This is a genomic window from Mesorhizobium sp. B2-4-18 (genome assembly GCF_006441385.1).
Lineage (GTDB): Bacteria > Pseudomonadota > Alphaproteobacteria > Rhizobiales > Rhizobiaceae > Mesorhizobium > Mesorhizobium australicum.
Genome location: NZ_VFUW01000003.1, coordinates 641,428 through 654,676 on the forward strand (window position 1 = coordinate 641,428; position 13,249 = coordinate 654,676).

The following is a 13,249-nucleotide window of genomic DNA, read 5'->3' on the forward strand; positions in this document are numbered from 1 at the left end:
CCATGGGCAAGGAAGTCGAGCGTAAGTTCCTGGTCTCCAGCACCGCATGGCGGGATCTGGCGGAAGCGGATATCCGCATTCTCCAGTTCTATCTCGCCACGGCACCCGGGCGAACCGTCCGCATCCGCATCAGTGATGGCGCCTCCGCCAAGCTGACGCTCAAATTCGGCAGCAGCGCGCGCGAGCGCGACGAATTCGAATACCCGATCCCGCTGGCGGAGGCGGTGGAGATGCTGGACTTCGCCATCGGACGTGTCATCGAGAAGACACGTCACCATGTTAGGCATCGCGGCTATCTCTATGAAGTCGATGTCTTTGGCGGTGCACTGGCGGGACTTGTGGTGGCCGAGCTCGAGACGCCGGAAGAGGTTCCGGACGAAATGCTGCCTGACTGGCTCGGCCGGGAAGTGACCGGCGAGCAGAAATTCTACAACGCGTCGCTCGCCCTCGGGGGGATACCGGAGATCGCCGCATGAGCTTTCGTATCGACCCGCGCCTGCCGCTGACCGGCGAGGTCAGGCGTATTCTTGCCGAGGAGATCGGCAAGGCCCTGCTGCATCTGGAGACGGCGCACACCCGGCCGGAACAGGGGCTGCACAAGTGCCGCAAGCGGCTGAAGAGCGCGCGTGCCTTGTTGCGCCTCGTTCGTTCCGGAGACGAAACATTCTGCACCACGGAGAACCAGTGCTATCGAAACGTCGCGGCGCTGCTTGCCGGTCCGCGTGAAGCCACGGCCCTGATCGAAACCATCGATCGGCTGGCGGCGGGCTTCGCCAGGGAAAGCGTCGATGGCGGACTTGATGCCGTGCGCGACAGGTTGATCGCACGCCAGCATGATCTGCACGAAGGCGCCGGCCTGAAGGCGGCGATCGGGGCGGCCACCGCCGCCTGCGAAGACGGCCTGAAGCGCATCGAAACCCTTGCTTTGCCCGATCAGCCGGAACAGGCCGCCGACGTGCTTGCCGAAGGCGCCCGCGTCGCCTTGCGCCGCGCCAGGAAGGCGCTCGACAAGGCCGGCACGCGCGGTGAAGCCGACGATTTCCATGACCTGCGCAAGGCGGCCAAGACGCATGGCATGCACCTGTCGCTGCTGGGCAGGCTGTGGCCGACCCCGATCAAGGCGCGGCGCAAGGCCGTGGATGAACTGGGGGAGCGGCTCGGTGAACTGCATGATGTGTTCGTCATGCGCGCGCTGCTCGAGGCGGACAGCGAGCCGCTGGGGCCGCCCGAGGACACAAAACTTCTCGGCAAGTTGCTGAAGCGCTCGGAAAAGAGCCTCAGGAAAGCCTGTCTCGCCGAGGCAGCCGAACTGTTCGGCGACAGCCCCAAGCACGCGACGAAAAAGCTCGCCCGCAAGGCACGCGACGATCTCGCCGGCGCCTCGTCCGCGGATGATCTTGCCGCCTCTGCCGGCTGATGGGCGGCGGACCTGGGCCGGTCTAAGCGGGTAGCGGCCGCCGGCCTTTCGCTGGGGAAGGCTGATCCTTCATCCGCGCCCCGGCATCGCGTGGATGCGGCCCGATGGGCATGATCGCCTCGAATGGCGTGGCGCCAAAGGCAAAGGTCCATTTGTAGCCGATCAACCCGTCCTCGGGCGTGGTGTGCTGGTCGTGATGTGCCAGCAGTCTCGCCCGGTCGGCCAGTTCCTCGGCCTCGCGCCGCACCATCTCCGCCGTCTCCGGACGCATCCGCCTGGAGAAGCTGACGAAGGTCGCCTCCTTCTCGATATGGGTGATGGCCCAGCCGATGAAATTCTTGTTGGTCATCTCGAACAGCGGCCTGAGCGGCCCCTCGAAGTTCCACTGGATCGGCGTTTCGACCAGCAGTTTCGCCGACAGGCCACGGCCAAGCGCGATCAGGCCGAGTTGCTCAAGGTCGCGCAGATAGAGGAACATCGAGGCCTCACTCAGGCCTTGCGAGCGCCTGATGCCTTCAGGCGTGAATTTTTCCGACAGCATGACGAAGACGAACAGCAGCGCCGGCCGGCTGGCGAGCCGTCGCTCGATCTCGGGCGCGATGTGGTTGACCGGCCCCGGCCCCCGGTTCATCGAGCCGAGCACGTTTTCCAGTTCGACGCCGGCGGCGGCGCAGATCTCCACCAGCCGGTCGAGCTTGCAGTTCTTCTCATGGAAGATGCGCTTCACCGTCGGCTCGGAAACGCCCATCCGTTCGCCGAGCTCACGATAGGTGACACCCTTGGCCTTCAGTGTCCGTTTCAGCGCCTCGAAGATTGGGCCGTTCATGGGATGCGCCTCTTGCTGGCGGTTTCGTATCGATATTCGATACTAGCTTCAATCCGGCTTCCCGAGAAGTATCGAAAATCCTAGCTGTTCACTGACATCACAGGAGAGCAGCCATGAACCTCTTCGTCACTTCCGCCTTCATCGCCGCCATCGGCATTGCCGCCGCCCAGGCCGCCCAGGCCGACGAGCTCTGGCGCGAAACGGGCCTCGAACAGCCTGAATCGGCGCTGTTCGACGCCGCCAACGGCCGCATCATCGTTTCCAACATCGTCGGCAATCCGGGCGACGCCGACGGCAACGGCTACCTCAGCCTGCTGTCAACGGATGGCAAGATGGTGAGCCAGCACTGGACCGACGGCATGGACGCGCCCAAGGGCATGGCGATATCGGGCGGCAAGCTCTATGTCGCCGACATCACCAAAATCCGTGTCGTCGACCTCGCCAGCGGCAAGCTCATCGCCAGCATCGTGGTCCCTAACGCGGTCTTCCTCAACGACATGACTGCGGATGCCTCGGGCAAGGTCTACGTCACCGACATGCTGGCGGATGCGATCTACCGCATCGACGGCGACAGGCCGGAACTGTTCGTCAAGGATCTGCTGCTGGCCTCGCCCAACGGCGTGTTCGCCGATGGCGACAGGCTGATCGTGGCCTCCTGGGGCAAGGGCATCAAGGCCGACTTCAGCACGGCCGAGCCGGGCGGGCTGCTGGCGGTCGACATCGCCAGCAAGGCGGTGACGCCGCTGGCGGGCGCCCAAAACTTCGCCGACCTCGATGGCGTCGTCGCCATCGGCGGCACCATCTATGCGACGGCCTACATGACCGGCACGCTCTACCGATACCGGACCGGCGCAGCCCCGGAAGCGGTGGCGCATTTCAAGCCGGGCAGCGCCGATATCGGCACCGACGGCAAGTCGATCCTCTACATGCCGCTGATGAACGAAGGCGAGGTCGCGGCGCTCAAGATCGAATGAGCGCCGTGACGAACGGCCCGGGGTGCCGGTCAGACCCGCAGCAATGTCTTGATGGCGCGCCGCTCGTCCATCGCTTTGTAGCCTTCGGCCACCTGTTCGAGCGGGAGGACCAGGTCGAACACCTTGCCGGGATTGATCTTGCCTTCGGTGACGAGGGCTATCAGTTCGGGCAAATAGCGGCGCACCGGTGCCGGGCCGCCATGCAGGTGCACATGGGCGAAGAACAGCTGTTGCCCATCCAGTTGCACCTGGTGGGGTACGCCGACATAGGAGACGTAACCGCCCCTGCGGGTCGAACCGATCGCCTGCTTCATCGATTCCTGCGTGCCGACGCATTCCAGCACGGAGTCGGCGCCGATGCCGCCGGTCATGTCCAGAATGCGGGCGACGCCTTCCTCGCCGCGCTCGGTGACGATGTCGGTTGCACCGAACTCCAAGGCGAGCTTCTGGCGCGGCTCGTGCCGGCTCATGACGATGATGCGCTCGGCGCCCATCTGTTTGGCGGAAAGCGCGGCAAGCAGGCCGACCGCGCCATCCCCGACCACCGCGACCGTCGACCCTGCCTTTACGTTGGCGGCGTCGGCGGCAAACCAGCCGGTGCCCAGCACGTCGGAGGTGGCGAGCAGGCTCGGGATCATGTCGGCCGAGGGCTGACCGGACAGGGCCACCAAAGTGCCGTCGGCCAGCGGCACGCGCAGGAACGGCGACTGGGCGCCGGTCATGAAGGTACGGTGCTGGCATGACGACTGGTAGCCATTGCGGCAGTTGGGGCAGGTGTTGTCGGAGGTCGCGAACGATCCGACCACGAACTGGCCGGGGCGGATGGCGCGGACCGCGCTGCCGACCTCCTCCACCACACCGCAATATTCGTGGCCCATATGGGCGGGCTCCGCGATCGGCTGCAGGCCGCGATAGGGCCAGAGATCCGATCCGCAGACGCAGGTCGCCGACAGCCGCACGATGGCGTCGGTGGGCAGCAGGATTTCGGGATCGGCCACTTCCTCGCAACGGATGTCGCCGGGGCTGTAAAGAACGGTGCCTCGCATGGGAACGTCTCCTATGAGTTGCTTTCGATTGCGTATGTCAGCGAATGGGCTCGATTCGCAGCGGGAAATTCCCGCGTGCCAGCAGAGGCTCGAAGCCGCCGTCGAAGCGCCCGAGCCGGATCAGCCCGGTGGACCAGCGGTAGCCGGCATAAAACAGCGCCAGATTGCCCCAGGGCGCGAAGTAGCAAAGGTCGCCGGGTCGTTCGTTGCCGAAGGGACCGCTGCCTTGCACGGTGAGCTTGCGCGGGAGATAGGCGATCTTCTCGTTGCCGGCGTAGTTGTCGATCGTCAGATCCAGCGGCAGCATGGAGTAGAAATCCCGTGCCGAGGGATTGTCATACAGCGTGGCCGTCATCGTCTGCCTGTTGAAGCTTATCCTGATCTTCATGTCCGTGGACTCCTGGCTTGCCGGGCCGGCGCCTTGCTGCCCGAAAGCCTGTCCGGGCAGGACCGCCGCCTGCGCGAGCGCGACCCGGAGCAGTGTGCGTCGGCTGAGCTGTCGTTTTGTCATGATTGGCGGCTCGTGGGTGTCGAGGTCGCCGCGGCGACGGCAAATAGCGTCGAGCCGAGGAGAAGCAGCGCCGCGAGCGCGAAGGGGCTCCACCAGCCGGCAGTGTCGAACAGCAAGCCGCCGGCGAACGCGCCGAAGGTGATGGCAAACTGAATCAGCGCGACCTGCAAGCCTCCACCTGCCTCGAGATCGTCGGGGATGACCTTGGCCATCCAGGTGCTCCAGGCCACCGGAATGGGCGAGGTGAACAATCCCCACAACAAGAGCAGGACCGCGGCCGCGACCGCGACGGGCCCAAGCGCGATCAAGAGCAGCGCGATGACCGAAAGCATGGCCGGCAGGCCAATCAGCACGGCGCCCAGATGCGAGCGCAGGACGAAACCGACGAGGGACGTGCCGACGAGGCCCGCCAGCCCGAGTCCGAGCAGGACCATCGACAGCGTATTCACGTCGAGGCCGGTGATGCCTTCGAGGAACGGGCGCAAATAGGTAGAAAGCGAGAACTGGCCCATGAAGGCGAGCGTGGTCGCCGCCATGCCGATGGCGAAGGCGCGATTGCCGAGAAGGCCGACCATGCGGCCGGCCGAGACGGGGTCCTCGGCGGGCATGCTGGGCAGGACGGCGAGTTGCCAGACGATGGCGGTGAGCCCGATCGGCACCACGATGAAGAAGGCGCTGCGCCATCCGATCAGGCCGCCGAGAAAACTTCCAAGCGGCGCCGCGACGACCGTCGCGAACGCCGTCCCGCCCTGCAGCATGGCGATCGCCCTGGGCAGATCGTCACGCGAGACGATGCGGGCCAGAATGGCTGTCGACAGTGACCAGAAGCCGCCAATCGAAACGCCGATTAGGGCCCGGCCAAACATGAACACAGGATAGGTGGGTGCAAAAGTGATCGCCAGTCCGGAGACCACCAGCACGACGGTATAGAGAAGAACGACCGTGCGCCGGTCCAGCTTCGAGAGCAAGGCGTTGCCGAACAGGCTGGTGACGACGGCGAAGAATCCAGACACGGAGATCGCCTGACCGGCCTGGCCCTCGGTGATGGCCAGGTCCCTGGCGAGGGGCGTGAGCAGGCTGACGGGCATAAACTCCGAGACCACCAGAACGAAGGTGAGCAGGGAAAGACAGATCACCGCGCCCCAGGCGCTTGGTGTCTCGACCAGTTGGCTGTCGTAGGTGGCTTCCATGCGCTTTGGCCCGCCGAGGGCCCTCCGACGATTTCGTTGGCGCGTATATAAACAGCCGCGACTGCCTCGATTAGTCGTTGCAATTCGCATGGACTTATCCATCTTGGATATGAATAGGCGGATTTGAGGTCATGAACCGCGACGATCTGAACGACATGCTCTGGTTCCTGGCGGTGGCCGAAGAGCGCAGTTTCACCAAGGCGGCGGCCAGACTTGGAACGTCGCAGCCGACGCTCAGCCAAACCATCAAACAGCTCGAGGCGCGGCTCGGCCTGCGGCTTTTGACGCGGACCACCCGCCATGTGTCGCCGACCGAAGTCGGAGAGAGGCTGCTGCGGGCATTGGCGCCGCGCATCCAGGACATGGAGAGCGACATCGACGCGCTGATGGCGTTTCGCGACAAGCCTTCGGGCACGGTGCGGATCACGCTTTCCGACCATGCGCTGGACTGGATGGTCTGGCCGAAGCTGAAACCGGTGCTGCGGCATTACCGCGACATCCATGTCGAACTGAATATCGACAACGGCTTCCGCAACATCGTCGAGGAGCGGTTCGATGCCGGCGTGCGGCTTGGGGAAAGTGTCGACAAGGACATGATCGCCATTCGCATCAGCCCCGACTGGCGGCTGGTCGTCGTCGCATCCCCCGACTACCTCGCTCGGCATCCGGCGCCCGGTACGCCTCAGGACCTCGTCCAGCATGATTGCATCAACCACCGCCAGTCGCGGTCGGGCGGCCTTTACGCATGGGAATTCGCCAGGGACGGGCGAGAGCTGAGAGTGCGCGTCGACGGACAGCTGACCTTCAATTCGTCGGTCGCGATGATCGACGCGACGTTGAGCGGATTTGGAATCGGCTACGTGCCGGAGAATTTGGTGGCCGACGACATCCGGTCGGGCCGGCTGGTGCTGATGCTCGATGAATGGTGCCCGCTATTCCCCGGCTATTATCTCTATTATCCGACCCGGCGGCAGAACTCGCCTGCCTTCGCGGTGATCGCCAATGCGTTGCGCCACACGGACGCCTAGACAGACATGACCATGATCGCTCCCCGTCCGCTCGCGCGAGAGGAACTGCCGGACGATACGGCCGCGCTCGCCCGGTTTCTCCTAGGCAAGCTGGTGGTGCGCGACTTGCCCGAAGGCAGGGTCAGCGGCCGCATCGTCGAGACGGAAGCCTATGTCGTCGGTGATGCGGCCGGGCACGGCTTTCGAGGGATGACGCAGCGCAACCGGTCGCTGTTTCTCGAAGCCGGGCACGCCTATGTCTACCTCGCCTATGGCACCTCCTTCATGCTGAATGTCTCGAGCGAGACGAAAGGGGTCGGAACCGGCGTGCTGATCCGGGCGCTGGAACCGCTGGAAGGCGTCGCGATCATGCGGCTGAACCGAGGCGTCGAGCGCCTGCGCGACCTGGCGCGCGGGCCCGGGAGGCTGGCCGCGGCGTTGCGGATCGATCGTTCGCTCGACGGGATCGACCTGTGCCGGGAAGGCCCGCTGTGGCTCGCCCACGATGAATGTGAGCCCGGCGCGATCGGACAGGGGATCAGGATCGGCATTTCGAAGGACGCCGACCGCCTGCTGCGGTTCTACGTCAGGGAAAGTCCGTTCGTCAGCGGCCCGGCATCGCTCAATCGTTGAGAGACGGCTGCTTCGCCTCTTGTCTCCCCGCCAATTGGTCCCGCGCGTCGCGGATCGACGCGGCATAGGTCACCAGCGGCGGCTTGACGCCGTGATTGATCAGCATACGCCGGATCTGCGGCGAGGCGCCCGAAATGATGAAGCGCACGCCGGCGCGCCCCGCCTTGTGGGCCGCGCTTTCGATGACATTGGCCGCCGTCGAATCGAAAAGCGGCACGGCCGAACAGTCGAGCACGAAGTTGCGGCGCTGGTCGGCGATGCGGTCGAGCACGCTGCCGACAGTGGACGCGGCACCGAAGAAGAAGGCGCCCGAGATGCGGTAGACGACGGTGTCGGCGTCGCTTGCCTCCGCGGAATCATAGGCGCGGGCGCCGCCGACGCTGTCGGCGACATCGTCCTGCGCAAGGTCCGCCTCGACCGCGACGGACTTGGCCATGCGGTCGATGAACAGGATCGAGCCGAGCGCGAAGCCGACGATGATGCCCTCGGTGAGGTCGCGGAAGACGACGATGAGGAAGGTCGCCATCAGCACCAGCGCATCGCCGCGCGATGCCTTGAGCAGCGTGGCGAAGGCTTGTTTCTCGACCATGTTCCAGCAGACCACCGCCAGGACGCCGGCAAGGGCCGCGAGCGGGATGTAGCTGGCAAGCGGCGCCGCCACCAGCATCAGCACCAGCAGGATTCCCGAATGGACCATGCCCGAAACCGGGCCGTGCGCGCCGGCCCGCACATTGGTGGCGGTGCGGGCGATGGTGCCGGTGGCGCAGATGCCGCCGAACAAAGCGGACGCGACATTGGCGAAGCCCTGCGCCACCAACTCGCAATTCGAGCGGTGCCGCCGGCCCGTCATGCCGTCGGCGACGACGGCCGACAGCAGCGATTCGATGGCGCCGAGCAGCGCGAAGGCGATGGCGTCCGGCAAGACGTCGAGCATCCTGCCGAAGCTGACGGGTGGCATGCCAGGCCATTGCAGGCTGCGCGGAATGCCGCCATAGCGCGTGCCGATCGTCTCGGCCGGCAACGCCAACAGCGCCACGACCAGCGAGGCGAGCCCGATGGCGATCAACATGGCCGGCCATTTCGGCCGCCAGCGCTTCAGCAAGACGATGGTCGCGATGGTCAGCGCCGCCACGCCGGTCGCCGCGAGGTTGATCGTGCCGGCTGCTTCACCAAGCGCGATCAGCTTGGGCACGAACGGTCCGGGCTCCCGGCCCGGCAAGGTCAGCCCGAACAGTTCGACGATCTGGCCGGAGAAGATGATGACGGCAATGCCGGCGGTGAAGCCGACGGTGACCGGATAGGGAATGAACTTGATGTAGGTGCCGAGCCGGAGATAGCCGATGGCAATGAGGAACACACCGGCCATCATCGTTGCCAGCAGCAGGCCGTCGAGGCCGACGCGCGCCACCGTCGCCGCCACCAGCACGATGAAGGCGCCGGCCGGGCCGCCGATCTGGAAGCGGCTGCCGCCCAAGGCCGAGATGATGAAGCCGCCGACGATGGAAGTGTAGAGGCCACGCTCCGGCGTCACGCCCGAAGCGATCGCGATCGCCATCGACAGCGGCAGCGCGACGATGGCGACAGTCAGCCCGGCGATGACATCCGCCTTGAAATGCGGCAGCCGGTAGCCCTCCCGCCAGACCGTCACCAGCTTCGGCGTGAACAGCTCGGAGAATGTCGGCTTCACCGCCTGATGCACTGCCTGACGCGATTGATCCATGGACTGCCCCTGCAAAAGCGGCGGGATCGTCGGCAGGACTGTCGGCGGTCGCCGTCGCGACTTATTCCGGCCCGGCCTTGGGTTCCGGCGGCATGGCGGCCTTGAGGCGCACGCCCCTGCCGCCGCGCTCGCTGGCCTGGTTCTCGCCGATCAGTTCCACCCCGGCTTCGTCGAGAGCCTGGATGACCTTCATCAGCGTATCGACCACGCCCCTGACCACGCCGCCGCTCGCCTCCATGCGCTGGATGGTGGGAAGCGAGACGCCGGCGCGCTCGGCGAGCGTCCTCTGGTCGATGCCGGCCAGCGCCCTTGCGGCGCGCATCTGCGCGGCAGTGATCATCGGCCGGAATCCCCGTCTGAGCCTGCTAGCGTAACGTATAATACCGTCATTATCATGTTTCAAGCATCATCATATCGGTTTTAGACGTAACCACACCTGATGCCCATTTTCTTCGATACCTGCCAGGGATTTCAGGTAGGGTGGCATGCATCAGACGCAGGGGGTACGCGGGTGAACGTTTTCAAGACCATGGCAATATCGGCAGGCTTGCTGTCGACGGTTCTGATACTGACGGGCTGCGGAGGGCACCTCATCAACAGGTTGATCTGACTCAGTCAGGCTCCTCGCTCACCGCCTTGCGCCGTTGCAGAAGCCTCGCCACCAACCAGCATAGCATCGCCCAGGCGAAGCCGGCACACCAGCCCGCCAGCACATCCGAGGGCCAGTGGACGCCGAGATAGATGCGGCTGACGCCGACCAGCACTGTCGTCAGCACCGCCAGGAACAACACGTAGACCTTGGTCGTCCGGCCCGGCAGGAAGCGCGCGGCCAGCGAACCGAGCGTGAGGTAGGTCACCGCCGACAGCATGGCATGGCCGCTCGGGAAGGAAAGCGACGTCTCGTTGACGAGATGCGAAACCAGTTCCGGGCGCGGCCGGTCGACGCCGACTTTCAGCAGGCTCGACAGCACCTGGCCGCCCGCCACGGCAACGAACATGAGAAGCGCCGTCGCCGGGCGGCGGATCAATAGCAGATAGATGATCGTCGCCGCCGTGATCAGCACCAGAACGCTGGAGCTGCCGAGGCTGGTGATGTCGCGCATCGCGCCTTCCAGCCATGGCGGACCGATCGGGATCGCCGGTTGACCGGTCTGGCGGAATGCAAGCAGGATTTCGGTATCGAAGGCGTGCGGCGTGGTGGCCCGTGCCACCTCCATCAATTCCTCGAACGCCCACAGCCCCCCGGCGATGACCAGGCCGGCCAGCAGCACCGGGAATTCGACCCGGTTGAGCAGAGCTTTCGCGGCGTTCTTCATCGGCACCGTTACATCCGCCCTTGCAGATAGGGCCCCAACGTGATCAGCGCCACGGCCGCGATTGCCAGCGCGATGCCGGCCGCCTGCAACGCGTTGACGCGCTCGCCGAAGAACACCAGCGCAACGACATTGACCGAAACCAGCTGGATCACCGCCGAGAGGCTGAACGATACCGACATGCCGAACTCGCGGATCAACCGCAGCATGATCAGATTGCCCAGCGAATAGAGCGCCAGCGTCAGCAGGATCTTGCCGAGGCTGGGCGCCAGCCCCCATTGCTTGGCGGCGGTCGCCGCCAGGAGGAAGATCACCGTCGAAAAGCCGAGCTGCAGAAGTCCCGAAAAACTCAACGTCCCGTCCCCCTCGAAGCGCCCTTTGCCTGATATCGCCGACCTTGTTTCCGAAGCGTGCCGGAACGTCAAGCGACGTCGTTCAAACGAGGGTCTTGGCAACGACGAGACTGAAGCTCAATGTGCCGGAATCGCCCAGCCTGTCGATAGAGGGGCGGTCAGGGGTTCATGATTCGTATTTTTCAGAACTTGGCGCGGCGCTGGAGCGAGCTTTCCCTTGCCCTGCAATTCGTCGTTGCCGGCGGTTTTGGGCTGCTGGTCGTCATGGTGATCGTCGGGACCTGGGTGACGACGCAGATCCGGGACGGCGTCACTCGCAATTCGGCCGCCACGACGGCGCTCTATGTCGACAGCGTGATTGCGCCGCTGCTGCCCGACCTGCGCAAGAGCGAGGAGCTCAGCGCATCCGTCAAGCAGGCGCTCGACGAGACGCTCGGCCAGGGCGCGCTCGGCAAACGCCTGGCATCCTTCAGGCTCTGGCGCCGCGACGGCACGATCCTCTATGCGAAGGACTCGGCTTTGACGGGTCGCCGCTTCGACCTGAACGACAATCTGCGTTCTGCCTTCCAGGGCAGCGTCGTTGCCCAGTTCGATACGTTCGACGAGAACGAAGACAAGGAGCGGGCCGCGGGTGTGCCGTTGCTCGAGATCTACAATCCAGTGCGCGAGCCCTGGTCCGGCGAAGTGGTCGCCGTCACCGAATTCTACGAGGTCGCCAGCGATTTCAAGGCTACCCTGGCTTCCGCCCTGCTGTCGAGCTGGCTGGTCGTGGCCGGCACCACCTTGACGGCATTCCTGCTTCTGTCGGGCATCGTCCTGCGCGGCAGCCGCATTATCGACGACCAGCGCGGGGCGCTGCGCCGCCAGGTGTCGGAGCTGCAGGGCCTGGTGACACAGAACAGCGCCTTGCGGCATCGTGTGCAGCGGGCGTCCCGCCGCGCCACCGCGCTCAACGAAAGATATCTGCGCCGGATCGGCGCCGACCTGCATGACGGCCCTGCCCAGCTCGTGGCGCTGGCCGCGCTGCGCATGGACAGTCCGGTGTTTACCGGCGACGGGCATGGCAGCGAAGGCCGCTCGACCGAAATCGCCATGATCCGCAAGACGCTGGAGGATGCGATGCGCGAGATACGCGGCATCTGCACCGGCCTGGTCCTGCCGCAGATAGAAACGGCGGCGGCGGCGGACGTGCTGCGGCTGGCCGTCGAGGAGCATGAGCGCCGGACGGGCACATCGGTGACGCTTACGATGCCGAGACATTTGCCGGAGCCCGGCGCTTCTGAGAAGATCAGCATCTATCGTTTCGTGCAGGAGGGGCTGAACAATGCCTACCGCCACGGACGGGGCAAGGATCAGGCGGTGCGTGCAGGCATGAAAAATGGTAGGCTTTTCGTTGAAGTATCGGACGGCGGACCGGGCTTCGATCCGGCGCGGGCCGAGGGGTTGGGCCTTGCCGGCCTCAGGGAGCGGGTTGAAAGCATTGGCGGCCAATTCGAAACACTCACAGGGCCGAAAGGCACGAAGCTGGTGATCCGTCTTTCGGTCGAGGAGCAAGCATGATCGGCACCATCCGCATTGCCATTGTCGACGATCATCCGCTGTTCCGCGAAGGCGTGACGCGCAGCCTGTCGGAGATCGGCGGCTTCGAGATGGTCGGCGAAGGTGCGACCGCGCAGGACGCGGAGCGCATCGCCTCGACCATGCAGCCCGACATATTGCTCATCGACATTTCAATGCCGGGCGGCGGCCTGGCCGCGGTTGCCAGCATCCTTGCCGACCATCCCGCCCAGAAGATCGTCATGCTGACCGTTTCAGAGGCGAATGCCGATGTGACCAAGGCCTTGAACGCCGGGGTGCTCGGCTATGTCCTCAAAGGCGTCGGATCGCGTGCGCTTGCCGATATCCTGCGCAACGTGGCGGCCGGCGAAAGCTATCTTTCGCCGATGCTGTCGGCCCGGCTGCTTTCCGACGTGCAGTCCTTGCAGCCCGCCAACGGCGTGGCGGACCGGCTGCGGCAACTCACCGGCCGGCAGACCGAAATCCTGCGGCTGGTGGCGGAGGGACTGAGCAACAAGGAAGTCGCCTTACGCCTGGAGCTGCAGGAGAAGACCGTCAAGCATCACATGACGGGGGTGCTGTCGAAACTCAACGTGCGAAATCGTACTGAAGCGGCCCTCATCATGCGCGAGTTTCGCGACCGCGACAGGGACCGTTCGTAGCCGTCGCGGAACGCCGCGAAACGAGGTCACCTCCGCCGGG

15 protein-coding genes are annotated in these 13,249 nt (G+C 65.1%); 7 read left to right on the forward strand and 8 right to left on the reverse strand.

Annotation, left to right across the window (positions count from 1 at the left end; translation table 11 throughout):
• Positions 1–2: 2 nt before the first annotated feature.
• Entirely contained in the window at positions 3–476 is a 474-nt protein-coding gene (locus FJ527_RS10340) for a CYTH domain-containing protein (RefSeq protein ID WP_015314767.1), read from the forward strand.
• Positions 473–1,417 (forward strand): CHAD domain-containing protein, encoded by a 945-nt coding sequence (locus FJ527_RS10345; protein WP_140823001.1) that lies wholly within the window; start codon positions 473–475, stop codon positions 1,415–1,417. The genes FJ527_RS10340 and FJ527_RS10345 overlap by 4 nt, the downstream gene beginning before the upstream one ends.
• A 22-nt stretch (positions 1,418–1,439) precedes the next feature.
• Here the strand turns inward: FJ527_RS10345 and FJ527_RS10350 are convergent, their stop codons facing one another.
• Positions 1,440–2,243, reverse strand: coding sequence for a helix-turn-helix transcriptional regulator (locus tag FJ527_RS10350; RefSeq protein ID WP_140823003.1), 804 nt, complete (start codon positions 2,241–2,243; stop codon positions 1,440–1,442).
• A 113-nt stretch (positions 2,244–2,356) separates the two neighbouring features.
• On the opposite strand from FJ527_RS10350, the gene FJ527_RS10355 reads away from it, so the two are divergent.
• Positions 2,357–3,217 (forward strand): ATP/GTP-binding protein, encoded by an 861-nt coding sequence (locus FJ527_RS10355; protein ID WP_140823005.1) that lies wholly within the window; start codon positions 2,357–2,359, stop codon positions 3,215–3,217.
• Positions 3,218–3,246: 29 nt separating this feature from the next.
• Here the strand turns inward: FJ527_RS10355 and FJ527_RS10360 are convergent, their stop codons facing one another.
• The 3 genes from FJ527_RS10360 to FJ527_RS10370 are packed head-to-tail and all read right to left on the reverse strand — an operon-like array spanning position 3,247 to position 5,964.
• A complete protein-coding gene (locus FJ527_RS10360) occupies positions 3,247–4,263 on the reverse strand; it encodes a zinc-dependent alcohol dehydrogenase family protein (protein ID WP_140823007.1) in 1,017 nt (338 codons plus the stop codon).
• Between the two features lie 37 nt (positions 4,264–4,300).
• A complete protein-coding gene (locus tag FJ527_RS10365; protein ID WP_140823009.1) occupies positions 4,301–4,774 on the reverse strand; it encodes a cyclophilin-like fold protein in 474 nt (157 codons plus the stop codon).
• Complete coding sequence (locus FJ527_RS10370; protein WP_140823011.1) at positions 4,771–5,964, reverse strand: MFS transporter; 1,194 nt, start codon at positions 5,962–5,964, stop codon at positions 4,771–4,773. Before FJ527_RS10370 ends, FJ527_RS10365 begins: the two co-directional genes overlap by 4 nt.
• Before the next feature lie 131 nt (positions 5,965–6,095).
• Here FJ527_RS10370 and FJ527_RS10375 point away from each other — a divergent pair, with 131 nt between their 5' ends.
• Together FJ527_RS10375 and FJ527_RS10380 are read left to right on the forward strand one after the other, a co-directional pair.
• Positions 6,096–6,992, forward strand: a complete 897-nt coding sequence (locus tag FJ527_RS10375; RefSeq protein WP_140792403.1) for a LysR family transcriptional regulator — start codon at positions 6,096–6,098, stop codon at positions 6,990–6,992.
• 6 nt (positions 6,993–6,998) lie between these two features.
• On the forward strand, positions 6,999–7,604 hold the full coding sequence (locus FJ527_RS10380; RefSeq protein WP_181166317.1) for a DNA-3-methyladenine glycosylase: 606 nt from the start codon (positions 6,999–7,001) through the stop codon (positions 7,602–7,604).
• On the opposite strand, the gene FJ527_RS10385 is transcribed toward FJ527_RS10380, so the two are convergent.
• The 4 genes from FJ527_RS10385 to FJ527_RS10400 form a co-directional block, all read right to left on the reverse strand.
• Positions 7,594–9,324 (reverse strand): SulP family inorganic anion transporter, encoded by a 1,731-nt coding sequence (locus tag FJ527_RS10385; protein WP_140712049.1) that lies wholly within the window; start codon positions 9,322–9,324, stop codon positions 7,594–7,596. The two genes, FJ527_RS10380 and FJ527_RS10385, sit on opposite strands and share 11 nt — an antisense overlap.
• A gap of 61 nt (positions 9,325–9,385) precedes the next feature.
• Positions 9,386–9,664 (reverse strand): helix-turn-helix transcriptional regulator, encoded by a 279-nt coding sequence (locus FJ527_RS10390; protein WP_015314761.1) that lies wholly within the window; start codon positions 9,662–9,664, stop codon positions 9,386–9,388.
• Positions 9,665–9,935: 271 nt separating this feature from the next.
• Complete coding sequence (locus FJ527_RS10395) at positions 9,936–10,640, reverse strand: phosphatase PAP2 family protein (RefSeq protein WP_140823086.1); 705 nt, start codon at positions 10,638–10,640, stop codon at positions 9,936–9,938.
• 8 nt (positions 10,641–10,648) lie between these two features.
• Positions 10,649–10,990, reverse strand: coding sequence for a hypothetical protein (locus FJ527_RS10400; protein WP_015314759.1), 342 nt, complete (start codon positions 10,988–10,990; stop codon positions 10,649–10,651).
• Positions 10,991–11,158: 168 nt separating this feature from the next.
• Here FJ527_RS10400 and FJ527_RS10405 point away from each other — a divergent pair, with 168 nt between their 5' ends.
• A complete protein-coding gene (locus FJ527_RS10405; RefSeq protein WP_140712045.1) occupies positions 11,159–12,550 on the forward strand; it encodes a sensor histidine kinase in 1,392 nt (463 codons plus the stop codon).
• The gene (locus FJ527_RS10410) at positions 12,547–13,209 is read left to right on the forward strand and encodes a response regulator transcription factor (protein WP_140660332.1); all 663 of its coding nucleotides are present in this window, start codon (positions 12,547–12,549) and stop codon (positions 13,207–13,209) included. The genes FJ527_RS10405 and FJ527_RS10410 overlap by 4 nt, the downstream gene beginning before the upstream one ends.
• Positions 13,210–13,249: the final 40 nt, after the last annotated feature.

Coding starts and splice junctions, on each gene's coding strand:
- FJ527_RS10340 (WP_015314767.1), top strand. CDS start 3: ATGGGCAAGGAAGTCGAGCGTAAGTTCCTGGTCTCCAGCACCGCATGG.
- FJ527_RS10345 (WP_140823001.1), top strand. CDS start 473: ATGAGCTTTCGTATCGACCCGCGCCTGCCGCTGACCGGCGAGGTCAGG.
- FJ527_RS10350 (WP_140823003.1), bottom strand. CDS start 2,243: ATGAACGGCCCAATCTTCGAGGCGCTGAAACGGACACTGAAGGCCAAG.
- FJ527_RS10355 (WP_140823005.1), top strand. CDS start 2,357: ATGAACCTCTTCGTCACTTCCGCCTTCATCGCCGCCATCGGCATTGCC.
- FJ527_RS10360 (WP_140823007.1), bottom strand. CDS start 4,263: ATGCGAGGCACCGTTCTTTACAGCCCCGGCGACATCCGTTGCGAGGAA.
- FJ527_RS10365 (WP_140823009.1), bottom strand. CDS start 4,774: ATGACAAAACGACAGCTCAGCCGACGCACACTGCTCCGGGTCGCGCTC.
- FJ527_RS10370 (WP_140823011.1), bottom strand. CDS start 5,964: ATGGAAGCCACCTACGACAGCCAACTGGTCGAGACACCAAGCGCCTGG.
- FJ527_RS10375 (WP_140792403.1), top strand. CDS start 6,096: ATGAACCGCGACGATCTGAACGACATGCTCTGGTTCCTGGCGGTGGCC.
- FJ527_RS10380 (WP_181166317.1), top strand. CDS start 6,999: ATGACCATGATCGCTCCCCGTCCGCTCGCGCGAGAGGAACTGCCGGAC.
- FJ527_RS10385 (WP_140712049.1), bottom strand. CDS start 9,324: ATGGATCAATCGCGTCAGGCAGTGCATCAGGCGGTGAAGCCGACATTC.
- FJ527_RS10390 (WP_015314761.1), bottom strand. CDS start 9,664: ATGATCACTGCCGCGCAGATGCGCGCCGCAAGGGCGCTGGCCGGCATC.
- FJ527_RS10395 (WP_140823086.1), bottom strand. CDS start 10,640: ATGAAGAACGCCGCGAAAGCTCTGCTCAACCGGGTCGAATTCCCGGTG.
- FJ527_RS10405 (WP_140712045.1), top strand. CDS start 11,159: ATGATTCGTATTTTTCAGAACTTGGCGCGGCGCTGGAGCGAGCTTTCC.
- FJ527_RS10410 (WP_140660332.1), top strand. CDS start 12,547: ATGATCGGCACCATCCGCATTGCCATTGTCGACGATCATCCGCTGTTC.